This window comes from Cohaesibacter sp. ES.047, assembly GCF_900215505.1.
In the GTDB taxonomy this organism is placed as follows: Bacteria; Pseudomonadota; Alphaproteobacteria; order Rhizobiales; family Cohaesibacteraceae; genus Cohaesibacter.
In genome coordinates this window covers 4,426,384-4,445,244 of record NZ_LT907844.1, presented here as the reverse complement: position 1 = coordinate 4,445,244, position 18,861 = coordinate 4,426,384, and the positions used below count along the sequence as shown (strand labels likewise).

Below are 18,861 nucleotides of genomic sequence, written 5' to 3'. Positions count from 1 at the left end.
GGGCCCGATTCTAGCCTAACAGAACAAGCGTGATCAGGTTCTCAGGACTTGCAATGGCGTCTGAAATCCGATTTGGGAAGAGACAAGAACATAGGGAGGCGACGCAGTTTGGCTGACGAATTGAACGGTATACCCGCTGAACAGTCAGCCAAGGGCAACCTTTCCGAAGGTGGCGAGGGGCCGAACGGGAAAAAGCGTCGCCCAGTTGTCCGCAAGATCCTTTATGTTCTGGGAGGCCTCGTCCTTGTTCTCTGTCTGGTGATCGGTCTTGGCGCGCTGCGTCTTTGGATCTCTCCCTTGTCGGTCAGCTCTTTTCTCACGGAAATCGAAGAAGAAGCGGCGGACCGTCTTCCTGAAGGGCAGATGCTGGATATCGAGGATGCCCAGATCAGCCTTGCTGAAAATGGTCTTGTGGCCCTCAGGCTGTCCAATGTAACCCTGCGCGAGGGTGAGCGAATTCTTCTTTCAGCGCCCCGCATCGATCTTGAAGCGGGATTGATGGATCTGTTCGACAGGCGATTCCGTCCTTCCATGATCTTCATTCCCAGCATGAGGGCGCATGTTGAACGCGATGAACGCGGACGCTTTCTCATTGCCGGTCAGGATCCCGGCGCCATGGAAGAGGTGGTGGGGCCGCCAGTACGCTCCGAGGCGATCTTCTATGACGCAAGCGAACCGGGGTTCGTGTCCTACATCTATGCGATGCGTCGTGCGATCCGTCCGCTTGCGGATGATGACTTGAAAAAGCGGCCGCCAAGGATCCTCATTCGCGACACTCAGGTGACCTTCGATGATGCGATTGATGGACGATCACGCACCTTTGAAAAAGTCGCGTTTTCCTACAATCCCATTGGTGAGAAAGACAATCTCTGGCGGATCGATTTTGCTGCGGATGGGAGCAATGGCCGCATCGGTTTCGCCATGGCTGAATTCCCCATGCCGGAAGAGGAGCGCGGTGTCGAGGGGCGGTCCATCGAATTCCGTTTTGCAGATGTTGCTCTGGCTGATTTTTCTCCCGAACTCGACAACGACCGCCCAGGATTTCAGTTCTCTTCACCCTTCTATGGTGGGGCACGTCTCGACTTTGATCTCAAGGGAGAGCTGGTTGGCATGCTCGCTGCGCTCGATGTTGGGGCAGGGCAGCTTGATTTTGGCGAGAAAGATACGGCTCTGCTTGATGAGGCCAGTTTCCGGTTTGAATGGGTGCCGAGATTGCGGGCTCTCAGGCTGACGCGCGGTGATGTGCATTTTGGTGAAACCGGCGGTGCGTTCAAGGGGTTGGCCATCTGGCCCAAGTCTCGTAAAGGCGATATCCGCATTGCTCTGGAGGGGACCGATATCACCCTTGCTGCACGGGACAATCCCTTGCCGCCCGAAAAGCTCAACAAGTTCATCCTCAATACCAAGATCGGTCGGGACACCGGCATTGCGACAATTGATCGTGTCGCCATGCTGGCGGATGAAGGGTCGATTCAGGGCAGTGGCTCCATGGCCATGGTCGGAGGCGAATTGACTACGGGGATGACGTTTGTGATCTCTCAGATGCCCTATGATCTGCTGACCCAAATGTGGCCGATCAGTGTGGCCAATGGTGCCCGAAAATGGGTGATCGAGAATGTCGAAAAAGGTGAATTGACCGGAGCGACTGTTGACCTCGCGCTGACCCAGAGCATGCTGAAACGCAACGAACAGGGGCGGTTGGTGCTGCCCGATGATGCGGTCAACATGACCTTCGGCGTCAAGAATGCGCGGTTCAAGGGATTTGGTGATTTTCCGCCAGCTGTCGGTGTCAACGGAACGGGATTGGTGACAGGGCGAACTTTTGTTTCGAACCTGACGAAAGGGCGATTCATCACCAAGGGTGAGCGGTCCTTCACCATTTCCTCAGGCCGGATCGAGATCCCGGACCATTCCGAAAAACCGGCAACCGGGATCATCATGCTGGAAGGATCCGGATCGGCCAAGGCGCTGGGTGAAATTGTCGACAGTGCGCCGCTGCATGTTTTGGCCAAGGAGAAACACACGCCCGACGATGTGGCAGGCAGGGCCAAGGCACGCGTGCAGGTGTCCTTTCCATTCATCAAGAATTTGAAGCAGGACGATGTCGTTTACAGCGCGAAGATCACGCTGGAGGATTTCTCGAGCCGGAACAACATTCGGGGGCATAGCATCAAGGATGCGACTCTGACCATTGGGACCGATGGCAAGCGCATCGACATTGCAGGCAATGGGGTGATGGACGGCATCAAGACAAATCTTGATCTGACGACGTCGACAGACGACTCGGTGGAACTGGCCTCGAATTTCCAGTTGCAGCTCTTCGATGACGACCGACGCAATCTCGGACTTGATCTCGACAAATGGCTTCGTGGTCCCGTTGCTGTCAAGATTGCCCAAAGCGGTGGTGCACGCAGCGTGACGAAGGTCGAGGTCGACCTCAGCAAGGCATCACTGGTGATGGATGAAATTGGCTGGCGCAAGAAACCCAATGTATCGGGCAAGGCGACCTTCGATGTCATCCAGTCGGGCGATGATGTCACGGTTGAGAATATCAGCATTTCCGGCGATGGCTTCAAGGCGGAAGGGGCCGCGGAGCTGCATGCCAAAGAGGGCCTCAAGAGCCTGACCATCTCCAAGCTTGAGTTGAGCCGAGGTGATCGCCTGCGACTTGATGTGGTTCAGAGCAAGAAGAACTTCTATACCCTGCGCGCAACGGGCAGCATACTCGATCTGCGGGGGAAACTGCTTGCGAGCAATCTTGGTGCATCGGGTGAGGGCGCGCCGCCGATGCAGTCGGGCTATGTGATCAATGCAAGCTTCGACAAGGTGATTGGCTTGTCAGGGCACACCATTACCAATTTTGAAGGCAGCCAGCACGTTGAAAGAGGAAAAGTCAAATCCGTTCGCGTTCGCGGCCTGCTTGATGGCCAATCCTCTCTTGAGGTGAGCACCAAAGCCGCCAAGCAACCCGTGCTGCATGTTTCTACGGGCAATGCGGGAGCTCTGTTCCGTTTCATGGGTGTCATTGATCGGGTGATCGGCGGCCGGCTTGATCTCTCGGTCGTGCTGCGCAATGGCTGGGACGAAATATCCGGATCGGTCTATGTCAAGGATTTCAATATCAGCGGCGAGGTGGCACAGCAGCGTGCGAGTACCCTTTCCACCAAACAGGTGAACAGCCAGTTCGAGCGTTTCACGATCAATTATTCCGGCACGAAAGGCATCTATGCCGTGACAAGCGGCGTTCTCAAAGGGCCCGTGCTGGGCGCTACCGTGAGCGGGACCATCGACATGCGCAACAAGGGGCTTTCGCTGTCCGGGACCTATATTCCTGCCTATACGGTGAACAACATCTTCTCGCGTCTGCCGCTCATCGGTCGAGCGTTGGGCAACCGAAAGAACGAGGGGCTGCTTGGGCTTACCTATCAGATCAAGGGCAAGTTGGGGAATCCAACGGTGGTGGTCAATCCGGCGTCGATCCTTGCTCCCGGTGTCTTGCGCAAACTCTTCGAATTCCGCTGAGGAAATCTGGATCGGAGATCAAAAAAGGCTCCCGCACCAAGCGTGGGGAGCCTTTTATATTGGGCCTTGATCATCGCTGAAAATGAGTGATCAGGCGAGTTTCAGCAGGACGTGCTTTTTCTTGCCCATAGAGAGCTTGATCACGCCGTCCTGATTGACGTCTTCCAGACCGAGACTGGTGCTGTCGTCACTGACCGTTGCGTCGTTGATCTTGAGAGCTCCGCCCTTGATCGACCGGCGCGCGTCGCCATTGGATTTTGCAAGCCCGGCGGTGACGAAGGCGGAAAGGATGCCCATACCCGCTTCAAGATCACTTTTGGCAATCTCGATGGTCGGCAGATTGGCAGTCGCGCCCAGACCTTCCTCGAAGGTCTTGCGAGCCGTTTCGGCGGCCTGTTCGGCATCGGCGCGACTATGAATTAGAGCCGTTGCCTCGGTTGCGAGGATTTTCTTGGCCTCGTTCAACTCGTTGCCTTCCAGCGCTTCAAGGCGGCGGACTTCGTCCATCGGCATTGTGGTGTAAAGGCGCAGGAAGCGTCCGACGTCGGCATCACTGACGTTGCGCCAGAACTGCCAGTAGTCGTAGGGGCTGTACATATCCGCGCGCAGCCAGACGGCACCATCAACCGACTTGCCCATTTTGGATCCGTCGGATTTGGTGATCAGTGGCACGGTGACACCATAGGTCTCAACCCCGTTCATGCGACGGCAGAGGTCGATGCCGGAGACGATGTTGCCCCACTGATCCGAGCCGCCCATCTGAAGCTTGCAGTTATATTTCTTGTTCAGCACCGTGTAGTCATAGGCCTGAAGGATCATGTAGTTGAATTCAAGGAAGCTGAGGGCCTGCTCGCGTTCAAGACGCAGACGCACAGCATCGCGGGCCAGCATCTGGTTGACCGAGAATTTGCTGCCAATGTCGCGAAGGAATTCGACATAATTGAGATCGAGTAACCAGTTGGCATTGTCTTCCTGAACGGCATCGGTCGGACCATCACCAAAGGTCAGCAGCTTGGAGAAAATCTCGCGGATGCTGTCCTTGTTGGACTGGATCTTTTCTGGCGTCAGAAGCAGGCGGCTCTCGTCCCGGCCGGACGGATCACCCACCATCGTGGTGCCGCCACCCATCAGGGCGATGGGGCGATGGCCGGTTTTCTGCATCCAGTGCAGGATCATCATGGACACCAGATTGCCGACATGAACCGAGGGAGCCGTGCAATCATAGCCGATATAGGCAGTCACCGTTTCATTGCAAAAGAGTTTGTCCAACCCTTCCGGGTCCGAGCACTGATGAATGAAGCCACGCTCATTCAGGGTGTGAAGAAATTCGGATTTGAAGGCGGTCATTGCCGCTTTTCTCCTTAATTAAACGGTTGTTACTGCTAATCTTGGCTCTTGAGTCGCATGCGCAAGACGCGATGCCGGGCGCACCGCAAAGAGCCTCAGGATCGTTGGTCTAGCAAAGTTCAGAAGAGAATTCACCATCGCATTTGCACGAAGGGGAAGAAAATTGGCAGAAAATCAGAAGAAAAGCATTCTGGCGGTGGGCTTGATGAGCGGAACTTCCTGCGATGGCGTCGATGCTGCGCTGATTGAGAGCGATGGTGAAGCGGCTGTTCGCCCCATCGCGCCGGCCTTTCGGCCCTATGACGGCGCTGAGCAGGATCTCTTGCGTCAGGCGCTTGATGATGCCCGTGGGCTTGAGGATCGGGACGCAAGGCCGGGGTGCCTGCCTGAGGCTGAGGCGATGATCACCAAGGCGCATGCAGAGGCTGTCGCGCAGCTGTTAGCCGGCAAAGGGGCGGAAGGTTTTCGCCCGGATCTTGTCGGGTTCCATGGCCAGACGGTCTGGCACAATCCGGCTGCGGGGGTCACGATGCAGATCGGAGACGGACAGGCGCTGGCTGATGCGACTGGTTTGCCCGTTGTGCATGATTTTCGCGCTGCCGATGTTGACGCTGGCGGGCAGGGCGCGCCGCTTGTGCCGATCTATCATCAGGCGCTTGTTGGTGCGAGCAGCATCCCCGTGACGCCGCCTGTTGCGGTGGTCAATATCGGCGGGGTTGCCAACATCACATGGATTGGTGCGGATGGTGGTCTCATGGCGTTTGACAGTGGGCCGGGCAACGCGCTGATCAATGATTGGGTGCGGGCGCGTGCGGATGTCTCGATGGATAAAGGCGGCCAGATCGCGGCAAAAGGTCAGGTTGATTTTCTGGCGCTGCTTGGCCTGATGGGCAATCCCTATTTCAAGCGTGAGGCGCCCAAGTCGCTCGATCGCAATGCCTTTGATATCGAGCCGGTGGCGCAGCTTTCGACGGAGGATGGCGCTGCAACCCTGACGGCGTTCACGGTCGAGACGATCTGTCTTGGCCTTGAACATATGGAAGTGCGGTTTGGCGGCGCTGCCACGATGGCCATCATATGTGGCGGTGGGCAACGCAATGACTGGATGATGGCACAATTGTCAGAGGCACTGGACATGCCTGTCATGGGGGCTGATGCGCTCGGCTGGCGTGGGGATGCTCTGGAAGCCGAGGCCTTTGCCTATCTGGCGATCCGCTCACGGAAAGGACTGCCGCTGACGTTCCCGGGGACGACCGGCGTCGCCGCGCCAATGCCGGGTGGTGTGATGGCCATGCCTGCCGACAAGATATAGGTGCGGTGAGGGCAATTGGCATGGTGGATGTGCCGGGAAATTACGCCGATCAGGAGCATTCAGAGCGGCTGGCCTTTTGCAAATCTGGCGTTTTACAAAAATGAAAAGGCCGCCCTTGTGAGGCGGCCGTGATTTCTTGCGACTGATCCAAACCTGTCAGAGGCGGACGCTAGGCGTCTTCGTCGTCATCGCTTTCGGAAAAATCTTCAAGCTGGGTCGGGTCGAAGCCGATGCGCTGATCAAGATAGTTGGCGCAGACATTGATCAACTGATCCGTCTCTTCCTTGAAGAAGTGGTTGGCACCGGGAATGATCTCCTGATCGATGACAATGCCCTTTTGGGTCTTGAGCTTGTCAACGAGGGCCTGAACATCCTTGTGCGGCACGACCTTGTCCATGCCGCCGTGAGTGATGAGACCGGAGGACGGGCAGGGGGCAAGGAAGGAGAAGTCATAGAGGTTCGCCGGTGGCGCGATCGAGATGAAGCCCTCGACTTCCGGGCGGCGCATCAGAAGCTGCATGCCGATCCAGGCACCAAAGGAGAAGCCTGCAATCCAGACGCCCGGTGCTTCGGAATGGAAGGTCTGGACCCAGTCGAGCGCAGCAGCAGCATCGGACAGCTCTCCTACACCGTGATCGAATGTGCCTTGCGAGCGGCCGACGCCGCGGAAGTTGAACCGCAGAACCGTGAACCCGCGGCGGGCAAACATGTAATAGAGATGATAGATAATCTCGTTGTTCATGGTGCCGCCGAAGCGGGGATGCGGATGCAGGATGAGTGCGATCGGAGCTTTGCGGTTTTTGGAAGGATGAAGACGGCCTTCCAGGCGCCCCGAAGGGCCGTTGAAGATTACCTCTGGCATAGAGTGCCCGGTCCTCTCTTTATGGTTGTCTCGTCAGGATCGCGCCACGATCACGCAGGACAAATATGTGTAAATACAAATTACCTGCGATGTGTCGAATGGTTATAACTTGACTGATAGAGACAAGTTTAATAGCGTATTTTTAGAACCATTCAAAACTAGAGGTGGCTAGATCCATTTGTCCGCCCTTCATAGCACAAAGAAAGAGTGTCATTTCAAGTCTTTTAGACGAGTTGGCCGAATTATTGAGTGTTTGATGTCTGTGCGGTCCGAAAAGGCAAACTCTAATCTGTGCATCTCAAGGTAGATAATCAAGGCTATGACCCGCGCTTATCTTGATCACAATGCGACATCCCCTCTCCGGCCTGCCGTGCGGGACGCGATGCTTGATGCTTATGGCACCATCGGCAATCCGTCGTCCGTGCATCGCGAAGGGCGTGCGGCGCGCGCGCTGGTCGAAGCCGCCCGGGCAAAGGTGGCCGATCTGGTCGGGGCCAAGGCAGGGCATGTCATCCTGACCTCCGGTGCGAGCGAAGCCAATATGCTGGCGCTCGGCAAGGGAATGAAAGAGGAATTCCAGCCCGCTTCAGCCTCTCATCTTTTTATCAGTGCCATCGAGCATCCGTCGGTTCTGTCCGGTGGACGCTTTTCTGTGCGCGAGCGGAGCGAAATTCCGGTTGACCGGGCCGGTGTCATTGATCTTGGCGCCTTGCGTGCTCGGCTCGATGATCATGACCGCCGTCACGGGCGTGCTCTGATCGCCGTGATGGCGGTGAACAGCGAAACCGGCGTCATCCAGCCGATCGCAGAGATTGCCGAATTGGCACAAGTGTATGACGCCTATTTCCATCTTGATGCCGTACAGGCCGCCGGGCGTATTCCGTTCGATATCGAGACGCTTGGATGCACCAGTCTGTCGCTGTCCGCGCATAAACTGGGTGGGCCGCAGGGCGTTGGTGCTCTGGTGATGGCCGCTGAGGGGCTGGAGCCGGAACCCTTGTTGACAGGCGGCCCGCAGGAGCACCGCTTGCGGGCGGGGACCGAAAATGTCGCAGGGATTGTCGGGTTTGGCGAGGCTTGCGTTCTGGCCAAAGACGCTCTGAGCGGTGAAAATGGCATTGCGATCCAGACCAAATTGCGGAACGCCTTTGAGGCCCGTTTGACCGAGATCGCGCCTGAGGTGGAAATCTTCGGGGCCGCGGCATCGCGTGTGGGCAACACATGCCAGTTTGTGGTTCCTGGCCTGAAGGGGGAGACGGTGCTCATCCAGCTTGATCTGGCTGGTGTTGCAGTGAGTTCCGGGTCTGCCTGCTCATCGGGCAAGGTGTCCGCATCCCACGTGCTGTCGGCCATGGGATATGACGCTGAACTGGCATCTGGCGCCATCCGCATGAGCCTTGGCTGGAGCAGTTCTGAGGCGGATGTCGAGCACTTGTTGGGAGCTCTTGAGAAAATATGTGCGAAATACTCAAGAAAAGCCGGGTGAATTGTTGAGTTTGTCGTTTCGGAATCCCTATATAAGGGTAATGGAAAGTTTTGAGCGCACGTGATGTGTGCAGAAATTGGAATGGATGTGTTGGCGGTTCCGCTCAGTCGGGACGCTGATATCAAGGTGGAATGGGATGTTTTACAGTCTGCAATCGGACATCCCAGGACGGTTTCACCTTGCTGATGGGCCAGCATCAGATCATCGATGAAGCAGAGAGCAGGGCGTTTGACCCGTAGACCGGCGGTCTTTGAAACCGCAAAACATGGAGTGGCGCATGGCTGCTGTTAAGGAAACGGTCGATCAGGTAAAGCAGATCGACGTTGACCAATATAAATATGGCTTTGTGACGGACATCGAGTCTGAAAAAGCCCCGATCGGTTTGAATGAAGACATCATCCGTTTCATCTCGGCCAAGAAGGACGAGCCGGAATGGATGCTCGAATGGCGGCTGGAAGCGTACAAGCGCTGGCTGACCATGGAAGAGCCGACGTGGGCCAAGCTCGAATACCCGAAGCCGAAATTCAACGATATCTATTATTATTCCGCACCCAAGGTGGCCGAAGGGCCGAACAGCCTTGATGAGGTGGATCCGGAGCTTCTGAGCACCTACGCCAAGCTTGGCATTCCGCTTCAGGAACAGGAAATCCTCGCCGGTGTTTCGGAAGAAAACCGCCAGTATTCCAGGGTTGCCGTTGATGCGGTGTTTGATTCCGTTTCAGTTGCAACGACCTTCAAGGAAGAGCTGCACAAGGCTGGCGTGATCTTCTGCTCGATATCCGAAGCGATCCGTGAGCATCCCGAGCTGGTGAAGAAGTATCTGGCGTCGGTCGTGCCTGTTTCTGACAACTTCTATGCAACGCTGAACAGCGCGGTCTTTACTGACGGCTCGTTCGTCTATGTGCCGCCGGGTGTTCGCTGCCCAATGGAGCTGTCCACCTATTTCCGCATCAATGAGCAGAACACCGGACAGTTCGAGCGCACGTTGATCATTGCGGACAAGGGGTCTTACGTCTCCTATCTCGAAGGCTGCACCGCGCCGCAGCGTGACGAGAACCAGCTTCATGCTGCCGTGGTGGAACTGATTGCTCTGGAAGACGCCGAAATCAAATATTCGACGGTCCAGAACTGGTATCCGGGCGACAGCGAAGGCAAGGGTGGCATCTACAACTTCGTGACCAAGCGAGGTGACTGCCGCGAGGACAATGCCAAGATTTCCTGGACACAGGTCGAGACCGGCTCTGCGATCACATGGAAATACCCCAGCTGCATCCTGCGTGGTGACAACACCGTTGGCGAATTCTACTCGATTGCCATCTCGAACGGCTATCAGCAGATCGACAGCGGCACCAAGATGACCCATCTGGGCAAGAACACCTCATCAAGGATCATCTCCAAGGGGATTTCCGCCGGACGGTCGAACAACACCTATCGCGGGCTTGTCGCGGCCAACAAGAAGGCCTCCAACGCGCGAAACTTCACCCAGTGCGACAGTCTGTTGATCGGGGATCAGTGTGGCGCTCACACCGTGCCCTATATCGAGAGCAAGAACGCATCTGCCATCTTCGAGCATGAGGCAACGACCTCCAAGATATCTGATGATCAGATGTTCTATTGCCGGGCTCGCGGCATCGGTGAAGAAGAAGCGGTTGCGCTTATCGTCAACGGGTTCGTCAAGGATGTGATCCAGCAACTGCCGATGGAGTTTGCCGTCGAAGCGCAGAAGCTGATCAATATCTCGCTTGAAGGGTCAGTGGGTTAGGGTGTTTCCATGGCCAATGAAACGAAAAATCCGATTGCCAATATTGCTGATTTGGAATTGGCAGAATTCGGCAACGGTGATCAGTACCGGTGCTTGAGAGCACGACTTGGGTCTCTGGTCGGTCTTGAAAAAATCGGATGCAGCATTGTTGTGCTGGAGCCGGGCAAGAAGGCCGTTCCTTTTCATGTTCATTCAAGCAACGAAGAGGCTTTCTTCATCCTTGAAGGTGAGGGGAGCTACCGGTTTGGAGATCAAACTCATGCGGTGAAGGCGGGTGATTTGCTAGCAGCGCCGGTGGGTGGAGCAGAGAATGCACATCAGATCATCAACACCGGTTCATTGCCAATGAAATATTTGGCTCTATCCACTCTGCTTCAGCCCGAGGTTGTCGAGTATCCCGATTCTGGAAAGTTTGTGGTCATTGCCCGAAGCGAAGACGGATCCTTGCACAAAGCCGAATTCAAACATATCGGACGCTTGTCCGATGCATACGATTATTGGGATGGCGAAAGCTGAGACGCTGACGCCCCAAAAGGAACAATGCGATGTTGGAAATCAAAAATCTTCATGCCGAAGTCGAAGGCAACAAAATCCTCAATGGTATCAACCTGACCATCAAGGCTGGTGAAGTACACGCCATCATGGGCCCAAACGGCTCTGGCAAGTCCACGCTCTCCTATGTGCTGGCGGGCAAGGACGACTATGAAATCACCGAGGGCGAAGTGCTCTTCTATGGTGAGAATGTTCTGGAGATGGAACCGGAAGAGCGCGCTGCCGTCGGCCTGTTTCTTGCCATGCAGTATCCGATTGAAATTCCGGGCGTGTCGAACATGACCTTCCTGAAGACCGCGCTCAATGCGCAGCGCGTCGCGCGCGAGGAAGGCGAAATCAGCACACCGGATTTCATGAAGAAAGTCAAAGCACTATCAGCAAGCTTGAATGTCAGTCAAGAAATGCTGCGTCGTCCGCTCAACGTCGGTTTTTCCGGTGGCGAGAAGAAACGCAACGAGATCCTTCAGATGGCACTTTTGGAGCCCAAGCTCTGCATTCTTGACGAGACCGACTCCGGTCTCGATATCGACGCGCTTCGCATCGTGTCCGATGGTGTGAATGCCCTGCGTTCGCCAGAGCGTTCCATGCTCATCATCACCCACTATCAGCGCTTGCTCGACTATATCGTGCCGGACGTTGTGCATGTGATGTACAAGGGCCAGATCGTGAAGACCGGCGACAAGGACCTCGCGCTCGAGCTGGAAGAAAAAGGCTATGCCCAGTTCACCGGCGAAGCAGCGTAAGCGGGAGGAACAACAATGGTACTTCCTGTAGTAAAGACGGCCTCGGACGAGGCCATGGAGTCGGTTTTGAAGACCGTGCAGAGCGAGCTTCCCGGAACGTCCGGGTTCGCGGCTCTTCGGTCTGCGGCTGCCAGCAAGTTTTCCGAGACCGGCCTGCCGAACAAGCGGGTCGAAGAGTGGAAATACTCCGATCTCAAGCGTGTCATGCCAGCCAATCTGGCGCTTGCCGGACCGGTGGATGACGCCAAACTGTCCGAACAGCTTGATACCGCACGGGTCTTCAAGGGCGTTGAACGCAATCGTCTGGTGATCGCCAATGGTGCTTTCCGTCCCGATCTGTCCGATCTGGATGCGCTCGGTGACAAGGTGCGGATCACCTCGGTTTCTGATGCGTTGCAGGCGGGGCAATTCGCTCTTGATGCACCTGAAATCAGTGATGGTGATATGGCCTTATCGCTCAACACCGCCCTGTTGCAGGACGGTGTGATCATCGAGATTGCCGAAGGGGTGGAGCTTGATAAACCCATCGAAATCCGCAACGTGATGATCGGTGGTGGCATGTCGACCATTCGCAACCGCGTTGTGGTGGCCAAGGGCGTTCATGTCGATTTGCTGGAAAGCTATGTCGGTGATGACGATGCCTATCAGCTCAACAGCGCGATCGACTACCGCATCGCCGACGGGGCGAATGTCAACGTGATGCGTATGCTCAATGACGGAGCGGACGCCATTCACGTCGGGTCCACGACGGCGATCCTCGGTGCCGAGTGCAAGTTCGAGCATTTCACCATGTCGACCGGTGGCAAGTTCGTTCGCTCTCAGGCCTTCGTGCGCTTCGAAGGCGAATTCAGTGATGCCGAGCTGTTCGGGACAACCATCGTTGATGGGACCCAGCACAGTGATATCACGCTGTTTGTCGATCATGCCGTGCCCAACTGCAATTCCAAGGAGCAGTATCGCACGGTGATGGATGACAAGGCCGAAGGCGTGTTCCAAGGCAAGATCATCGTTCGCCAAATTGCTCAGAAAACGGACGGGCAAATGATGAGCCAGGCGCTTCTTCTGTCCGAAGATGCGGCTTTCTACAACAAGCCCGAGCTGGAGATCTATGCTGACGATGTGATTTGTGCCCATGGTGCGACGTGTGGTGAGCTTGATGAAGACCTGCTCTTCTATCTCAAGGCGCGCGGCATTCCGGCCGACTATGCCAAGAAGATGCTCGTTCTCGCCTTCCTTGCAGAAGCGATTGAGAATGTCTCCAATGAACAGTTCGTTGAAGCGCTGGAAGGCTATGTAGCCGAGCGTCTTGGCGTGGAATACTGAGTGTGCAAAATGCAGGACCGTTTGATCGGTCCTGCTTCCAATTCAGGATGATGGATCATGCAGTCACCAGCACTGGCCCCTGCGGCCGCTTATGATATCGACGCCATTCGAGCAGACTTTCCCATTCTGTCGCGGGAGGTTTATGGCAAGCCGCTTGTGTATCTGGACAACGGCGCGTCGGCCCAGAAGCCTCGGGCGGTGATTGACGCGATTACCGAGAGCTATTCTCAGGGCTACGCCAATGTGCATCGCGGGCTGCATTTCCTTTCCAATATGGCGACAGACAATTTCGAGGCGGCACGCGAGAAAGTGCGCCGCTTTCTCAATGCGCCTTCGGTGAACAATCTGGTTTTCACGCGGTCCTCGACCGAGGCGATCAATCTGGTCGCCAGTTCCTATGGTGGCATGGTGCTCAAAGAAGGGGATGAGATCATCCTCTCGATCATGGAGCATCATTCCAACATCGTGCCGTGGAATTTCTTTCGCGAGCGCTTCGGTGTGACCATCAAATGGGCGCCGGTGGATGATGAGGGCAACTTCCTGATGGAAGAGTTCGAAGCGCTCCTCAGCGAGAAGACCAAGATCGTCGCCATCACGCATATGTCCAATGCGCTGGGGACCATCGTGCCGATCAAGGAGGTCATCGAGAAGGCCCATGCGGCTGGAGCCAAGGTGCTGGTTGATGGCAGCCAGAGCGCTGTTCACATGCCGATTGATGTGCAGGATCTGGATGCCGACTTCTATGCCATCACGGGCCACAAGCTTTATGGCCCTTCCGGGATCGGCGTGCTTTATGGCAAAATGGAGCTGCTTGATGCCATGCCGCCCTATATGGGTGGGGGCGAGATGATCAAGGACGTGACCCTTGATGGTGTGACCTATGGCGAGGTGCCGCATAAATTTGAGGCTGGAACGCCTCCGATCGTGCAGGCTATTGGATTGGGCGTTGCCCTTGACTATATGGAAGGGATAGGCCGCGAAGCCATTGCCGCCCATGAAGCCGACCTGTGTGCCTATGCGCACGAGCGACTTTCCGCGATCAATTCTCTGCGGATCATCGGGCAGGCCAAGAACAAGGGTGCGATCGTTTCCTTTGAAATGGAAGGAATTCATGCCCATGATATATCGATGGTTATTGACCGGTCGGGCATTGCAGTCAGGGCCGGGACGCACTGTGCGCAGCCGTTGATGACACGCTTTGGTGTCACATCGACTTGCCGTGCGTCGTTTGGTCTTTACAATACGAAGCAGGAAGTGGATTCCCTTGCAGAGGCCTTGATGAAAGCAAGAGACTTTTTTGGCTGATCAGTGTTGCGACTGGATCCCTATTGGAATGCGTCTGAAGTAAACGGATATGAGATGATGAGTGAAACCCAACCAGAGACCGAGTTTGCCGAGCCGAATATGCCAAGCATTGAGCAGGCGGCGGGAATCCCTGCGGATGAACTGGAGCGCTTGACGCAAGACATCATTGCGGCTCTGAAGACGGTTTATGACCCGGAGATTCCGGCAGACATCTATGAAATCGGCCTGATCTACCGGGTCGATATCGATGATGATCGCAATGTCGAGGTCGACATGACGCTCACGGCCCCTGGCTGTCCAGTTGCGGGTGAAATGCCCGGCTGGGTAGAAAATGCGGTGAGTTCCGTCGCTGGCGTGGGGCTCGTGACCGTCAATATGGTTTTTGATCCGCCGTGGACTCCAGATCGCATGAGTGAAGAAGCCAAGATTGCGATCAATTGGTACTGACCCCATATCAAGGGACAGTAGCAAGACATGAACTCGACAGACACAAATGGTGCGACTGTTCGCACCGTTGAGGAAAGCTGGAAATGGCAGGCAAATTCAACGTACTAAGCATCAGTGATGACGCAGCGGAGCGCATCCGGACCATTATGGAATCCTCGGACGTTGCCATCAAGGGCATTCGCATCGGGGTGAAAAATGGTGGCTGCGCAGGTATGGAATATGTTCTGGACAAAGTCGTGGATATCGATCCTGCCGATGATGTGGTCGAAGAGAAAGGGGTTTCGGTCTTTGTTGACCCGAAAGCCGTTCTCTTTCTGCTCGGCACGGAGATGGGCTACGAGGTGGGCAAGTTCCGCACGGGCTTTACCTTCAACAATCCCAATGAATCGTCGGCTTGCGGCTGTGGCGAGTCGGTGTCGCTGACGCCGGTTGATCCATCCAAGCTTGAGGCGCTCAAGGCGGCGCAGTGAGTTGGATCAGGCTGAGACCCAGAGTTTGAGAAGAAATTCGAATACAAAAAAGCGGCTCTCGGGCCGCTTTTTGTTTGTCTTCACATTGTCTTTCAGGACTATGCCGCGCCTGTCGTGGTGATGGCTGTTTCCAGCACATCCACGTCCGGATCGGTTTCGCACTTGACCAGATTGCGCCCGCTGCGTTTGGCTGCATAGAGACACTGGTCGGCACGCTCGATCACTTCCTGAATCGAATCGCCCGGAGCGTAGCTCGAACACCCAATGGAAATTGTGATCCTGCCGAGATTTTCGCCGGTAGAGCGCTTGATCAGTTCCTTGGCCATCACAGCCTTGCGGATATTTTCTGCCACGGCTAGAGCCTGCCGCAGGTTCGTCTTGGGCAGGATGACCGCAAATTCTTCGCCACCATAACGGCAGGGGATGTCCTGACCCTTCACATTCTGTTTCACCGCGATCGCAACGAGGCGCAGGACCTGATCGCCTGTCTGGTGTCCGAATGTGTCATTGAACTTTTTGAAATGGTCGATGTCGGTCATCAGAAGTGTCAGCGGATCACCGGTGTGTTCTGCTTCTTCCATGGCCTGTTGCAGCGATCGATCAAAATGCTTGCGATTGGCAAGGGTGGTCAGATCGTCGGTGAGGGACTCGTACCGGATGGTATCGAGCGTTTCACGCAGTTCCACGACTTGCGCCTGCGAAGTTGCGAGCTGTTCGCTCAAGGCGCGGTTCTGCTCTTCCACATCCTTGGTTTCATTGATGAGCTCGGAGACAATCTGGCGAATGACCTGACGGTCTTCCGTCATTGACAGGTTTTTCGACGCACCAACAAGAGCATCACCATAGTTGCTTGCGGTGCTGACATATTCTTCGACTTCGCGCACAATGGAGCGCAGTTCCGTCGATATCTTGCCGCCGACCTCCTCGATGCGATCGTTGAGGCGGTTGGGAGCAAGATGTTCGGAATAAATCGTGTCGAGTTGGCCTGGCGTGATGGTGCCATGGGCTCGCAGAATATCGTTTATGGCCTTGTTCAGGCCCCGGTTGAAGCCGGCTGCATAGGTGTACCAGATCTCATAATTGCGCGGATAAGCGGGCATTTGATTTTTCTTCAAATTGCCAAGAGCTGACTCACCGTAAATGTATGTGCGTTTATAGTCGCCGTTTTCCATCGCTATCGACTTAGTGTGCTAGCACACGATCCCTCGTTACCCCAATATGTCGAATAGAATATTCGATGAAGGCTTAAAACGACGTTAAGTGGGGGATTTTGTACGCTCGATAATACAACGAAAATTCCTCATATTTTCAAAGGCTTGAGAAATTTTCGATGATTTCTGCGATTTTGCGTAGGGAACTTTCTGATCGAAAAGTCGACATTTTTGCTTCTTTTTTGCAAAAATCTTCTGGCTAAAGCGCGAATGTGTCTCAGAATTTTGCAGCCATAGGTAATTTTTGCAGGTGTGGTGGGAAACAGCTGAATCTATTCGGCTGTTTCGCTACCCTCGGAACTGCTCTTGGGCGGCCGGATCGGCTGCAACAGGAATGCTGGCACATGATCGCCCATTCCGATCACTTGCTTGTCATCGCGATCCCGATTGCGGCGGGAATTGTTGTTGCCGCGTGACTGACTGGGCGCTGTCCGTTTGGTCTCGCTTCTGGGAGCGGGGTCCTTCGCTACGTCCGGCTTGCTGGCAGGTTCGTTATCGCTCTGCTTGGGTTTGGACCGCGAGGGCTTGTTCTCAGACTTTGCCTGACGATTATCGTTCGATTGATCGTCGTTCTTGGCCTTTTTGCTCCGACCACCACGGCGGGAGCGTTTTGCATCCGCTGCCGTGTCGTCTTCGCCTTCGGACGAGGTGAAGTCCATTTCACCGAGCCATTCGATCTTTTCATCGATCAGCTTCTCGATGGCATCGACATATTTTCTGTCGGCTTTGGTCACAATGGAGATTGCGAGCCCTTCGCGTCCGGCGCGTCCGGTTCTACCGATGCGGTGGACATAGTCCTCGGCGTGCGTGGGCATATCGAAGTTGAAAACATGGCTCACGGTAGGGATGTCGAGGCCTCGGGCAGCAACATCGCTGGCAACCAAAATGCTGATCGTGCCATTCTTGAAGCCGTCCAGCGTCGCCATACGCGAGCTCTGGTCCATGTCGCCATGCAGAGAGCCGGCGTTGAAGCCGTGTTTGGACAGCGAGCGCTGAAGTGTGGCCACGTCGCGCTTACGGTTGCAGAAGACAATAGCGTTTTTGAGATCGGTCGCGCCTTCGATCTGCGAGCGCAAGGTCTCGCGCTTGTCCCAGGGTTTGTTGCCCGAGGCGATTAAGCGCTGGGTGATCGTCTTGGCGGTTGATGCCGCAGGAGACGCCTCGATCCGCACAGGATTATGCAGAAACTGCTCTGTGAGGGTCTGGATTTCCTTGGGCATGGTTGCCGAGAAGAAAACGGTCTGACGGGTAAAGGGCAGAAGCTTGCAGATCCGTTCGATATCGGGGACAAAACCCATGTCGAGCATCCTGTCGGCTTCATCGACGACAAAGGTTTCAACACCGGTCAGGAGCAGCTTGCCACGTTCGAAATGGTCAAGCAGGCGGCCGGGTGTCGCAATCAGGACATCTGCGCCGCGATCAAGCTTTTTCAGCTGTTCGGCAAAGGATACGCCGCCGATCAGAAGAGAAACAGTCAGACGGTGGTTCTTGCCGTAGGATTCAAAGCTCTGCTGAACCTGAGCGGCAAGCTCGCGGGTCGGTTCCAAGATAAGCGTACGAGGCATACGCGCACGGGCTCTACCACTCTCAAGAAGCGATAGCATCGGCAGGGTGAACGATGCCGTTTTCCCGGTGCCGGTTTGCGCGACTCCGAGAACATCCTTGCGGGCAAGAACGTGGGGTATAGCTTGTGCCTGAATTGGTGTGGGTTCTACATAGCCCGCTGCCTCTACGGCTGCGAGGACTTTATCACTCAGGCCTAGATCCGAAAATTTCATCCGTTGATGGAACCATTGTTAGCGGATGTTTTGGAAGCCTTTTGCTCGTGCCCAACAGGGGTCAGACACACCAAAAACACCGGCGTTCGTTTAGAATTCTGCCGAACCATACGATTTTGTCACGATTTGTCAATGGAATGGCTCGATTAGGGTTTATTTGATGGGCAAATAGAGTGAATCAGTCGCTTTTCCCCAAGCTCACCCAAAAATCGATGCGGACGACTGGCGCGTGTTGGTCAGTTGCTGGCTGGTTTCTTGCCGACAAATGCCGAAAGACCGCTCGACCATGATACATCTTCGGGCACCGTTTCCGGGTCCATGCGGCGCTTCACTTCGGTTTCCATATGGTCGAACAGATCATCACTGGTCTGTGCGCGCTCCTGTTCGGGCAATTGTTCATTCTGCTCGAACAGATTGATCCAATGGTCCGTCACCCGGCCAAAGCTCATCAGGCGATCCAGTGCCCAGCTTGGATTGTCCGGCTTGAGCAAGCCGAGAAGCGCCGCGATCACGCAAATGGGGCTGAGCAGCAGGTCACGAAGGCCATCTGCTGCGAGGCGCAACTGGAAAAGGATTGTGCGGCGGACAACCGAACTATAGCTGGCATTGTTGTTAAAAGGGCAGGACGATGCCGTTTTCTCGAGGTGGAATTGCTGTCTGTCCGCGTGTGGCGGGGCCAAGAGCTTTCCCCGGGTTCTTCGGCTTCGCCGTGCCATCTCATTGCCCCCGCAATTTGGATTG

General features: G+C 55.4%; 15 protein-coding genes. 10 read left to right on the top strand and 5 right to left on the bottom strand.

Annotation, left to right across the window (positions count from 1 at the left end; translation table 11 throughout):
* The first annotated feature begins 108 nt into the window (after window positions 1–108).
* Window positions 109–3,522 carry an AsmA-like C-terminal region-containing protein gene (locus CPH65_RS20350; protein WP_096175537.1) on the top strand — a complete coding sequence of 1,138 codons (3,414 nt, stop codon included), beginning with the start codon at window positions 109–111 and terminating at the stop codon, window positions 3,520–3,522.
* 90 nt (window positions 3,523–3,612) lie between these two features.
* Here CPH65_RS20350 and tyrS read toward each other — a convergent pair whose 3' ends face one another.
* A complete protein-coding gene (gene tyrS, locus CPH65_RS20345) occupies window positions 3,613–4,869 on the bottom strand; it encodes a tyrosine--tRNA ligase (RefSeq protein ID WP_096175536.1) in 1,257 nt (418 codons plus the stop codon).
* 163 nt (window positions 4,870–5,032) lie between these two features.
* Here tyrS and CPH65_RS20340 point away from each other — a divergent pair, with 163 nt between their 5' ends.
* Window positions 5,033–6,181 carry an anhydro-N-acetylmuramic acid kinase gene (locus CPH65_RS20340; protein WP_244574467.1) on the top strand — a complete coding sequence of 383 codons (1,149 nt, stop codon included), beginning with the start codon at window positions 5,033–5,035 and terminating at the stop codon, window positions 6,179–6,181.
* A 169-nt stretch (window positions 6,182–6,350) separates the two neighbouring features.
* Here the strand turns inward: CPH65_RS20340 and CPH65_RS20335 are convergent, their stop codons facing one another.
* Window positions 6,351–7,043, bottom strand: a complete 693-nt coding sequence (locus CPH65_RS20335) for an alpha/beta hydrolase (RefSeq protein ID WP_096175535.1) — start codon at window positions 7,041–7,043, stop codon at window positions 6,351–6,353.
* A 319-nt stretch (window positions 7,044–7,362) separates the two neighbouring features.
* On the opposite strand from CPH65_RS20335, the gene CPH65_RS20330 reads away from it, so the two are divergent.
* The 8 genes from CPH65_RS20330 (at window position 7,363) to CPH65_RS20295 (ending at window position 15,131) form a co-directional block, all read left to right on the top strand.
* On the top strand, window positions 7,363–8,529 hold the full coding sequence (locus CPH65_RS20330; RefSeq protein WP_244574466.1) for a cysteine desulfurase family protein: 1,167 nt from the start codon (window positions 7,363–7,365) through the stop codon (window positions 8,527–8,529).
* 277 nt (window positions 8,530–8,806) lie between these two features.
* On the top strand, window positions 8,807–10,291 hold the full coding sequence (gene sufB, locus CPH65_RS20325; protein ID WP_096176536.1) for a Fe-S cluster assembly protein SufB: 1,485 nt from the start codon (window positions 8,807–8,809) through the stop codon (window positions 10,289–10,291).
* A 9-nt stretch (window positions 10,292–10,300) separates the two neighbouring features.
* Window positions 10,301–10,807 carry a cupin domain-containing protein gene (locus CPH65_RS20320; protein WP_096175533.1) on the top strand — a complete coding sequence of 169 codons (507 nt, stop codon included), beginning with the start codon at window positions 10,301–10,303 and terminating at the stop codon, window positions 10,805–10,807.
* Window positions 10,808–10,836: 29 nt separating this feature from the next.
* Window positions 10,837–11,586, top strand: a complete 750-nt coding sequence (sufC, locus tag CPH65_RS20315) for a Fe-S cluster assembly ATPase SufC (RefSeq protein ID WP_096175532.1) — start codon at window positions 10,837–10,839, stop codon at window positions 11,584–11,586.
* A 15-nt stretch (window positions 11,587–11,601) separates the two neighbouring features.
* Complete coding sequence (gene sufD / locus CPH65_RS20310; protein WP_096175531.1) at window positions 11,602–12,909, top strand: Fe-S cluster assembly protein SufD; 1,308 nt, start codon at window positions 11,602–11,604, stop codon at window positions 12,907–12,909.
* Between the two features lie 57 nt (window positions 12,910–12,966).
* Window positions 12,967–14,214: a cysteine desulfurase gene (locus CPH65_RS20305; protein WP_096175530.1), complete on the top strand. Its 1,248-nt coding sequence runs from the start codon at window positions 12,967–12,969 to the stop codon at window positions 14,212–14,214.
* Between the two features lie 57 nt (window positions 14,215–14,271).
* Window positions 14,272–14,661 carry an SUF system Fe-S cluster assembly protein gene (locus CPH65_RS20300; protein WP_096175529.1) on the top strand — a complete coding sequence of 130 codons (390 nt, stop codon included), beginning with the start codon at window positions 14,272–14,274 and terminating at the stop codon, window positions 14,659–14,661.
* An 83-nt stretch (window positions 14,662–14,744) separates the two neighbouring features.
* On the top strand, window positions 14,745–15,131 hold the full coding sequence (locus tag CPH65_RS20295) for an iron-sulfur cluster assembly accessory protein (protein ID WP_096175528.1): 387 nt from the start codon (window positions 14,745–14,747) through the stop codon (window positions 15,129–15,131).
* A gap of 98 nt (window positions 15,132–15,229) precedes the next feature.
* Here the strand turns inward: CPH65_RS20295 and CPH65_RS20290 are convergent, their stop codons facing one another.
* From CPH65_RS20290 to CPH65_RS20280, 3 genes are all read right to left on the bottom strand, one after another.
* A complete protein-coding gene (locus tag CPH65_RS20290) occupies window positions 15,230–16,231 on the bottom strand; it encodes a GGDEF domain-containing protein (protein ID WP_244574465.1) in 1,002 nt (333 codons plus the stop codon).
* Between the two features lie 383 nt (window positions 16,232–16,614).
* Window positions 16,615–18,120 (bottom strand): DEAD/DEAH box helicase, encoded by a 1,506-nt coding sequence (locus CPH65_RS20285; protein WP_096175526.1) that lies wholly within the window; start codon window positions 18,118–18,120, stop codon window positions 16,615–16,617.
* 236 nt (window positions 18,121–18,356) lie between these two features.
* Window positions 18,357–18,800, bottom strand: coding sequence for a hypothetical protein (locus tag CPH65_RS20280; protein WP_096175525.1), 444 nt, complete (start codon window positions 18,798–18,800; stop codon window positions 18,357–18,359).
* Window positions 18,801–18,861 lie beyond the last annotated feature (61 nt).

Excerpts from the sequence above, each read along its gene's own strand:
- tyrS (WP_096175536.1), bottom strand. The coding sequence starts at position 4,869 with ATGACCGCCTTCAAATCCGAATTTCTTCACACCCTGAATGAGCGTGGC.
- CPH65_RS20335 (WP_096175535.1), bottom strand. The coding sequence starts at position 7,043 with ATGCCAGAGGTAATCTTCAACGGCCCTTCGGGGCGCCTGGAAGGCCGT.
- CPH65_RS20330 (WP_244574466.1), top strand. The coding sequence starts at position 7,363 with ATGACCCGCGCTTATCTTGATCACAATGCGACATCCCCTCTCCGGCCT.
- sufB (WP_096176536.1), top strand. The coding sequence starts at position 8,807 with ATGGCTGCTGTTAAGGAAACGGTCGATCAGGTAAAGCAGATCGACGTT.
- CPH65_RS20320 (WP_096175533.1), top strand. The coding sequence starts at position 10,301 with ATGGCCAATGAAACGAAAAATCCGATTGCCAATATTGCTGATTTGGAA.
- sufC (WP_096175532.1), top strand. The coding sequence starts at position 10,837 with ATGTTGGAAATCAAAAATCTTCATGCCGAAGTCGAAGGCAACAAAATC.
- sufD (WP_096175531.1), top strand. The coding sequence starts at position 11,602 with ATGGTACTTCCTGTAGTAAAGACGGCCTCGGACGAGGCCATGGAGTCG.
- CPH65_RS20305 (WP_096175530.1), top strand. The coding sequence starts at position 12,967 with ATGCAGTCACCAGCACTGGCCCCTGCGGCCGCTTATGATATCGACGCC.
- CPH65_RS20300 (WP_096175529.1), top strand. The coding sequence starts at position 14,272 with ATGAGTGAAACCCAACCAGAGACCGAGTTTGCCGAGCCGAATATGCCA.
- CPH65_RS20295 (WP_096175528.1), top strand. The coding sequence starts at position 14,745 with ATGGCAGGCAAATTCAACGTACTAAGCATCAGTGATGACGCAGCGGAG.
- CPH65_RS20290 (WP_244574465.1), bottom strand. The coding sequence starts at position 16,231 with ATGCCCGCTTATCCGCGCAATTATGAGATCTGGTACACCTATGCAGCC.
- CPH65_RS20285 (WP_096175526.1), bottom strand. The coding sequence starts at position 18,120 with ATGAAATTTTCGGATCTAGGCCTGAGTGATAAAGTCCTCGCAGCCGTA.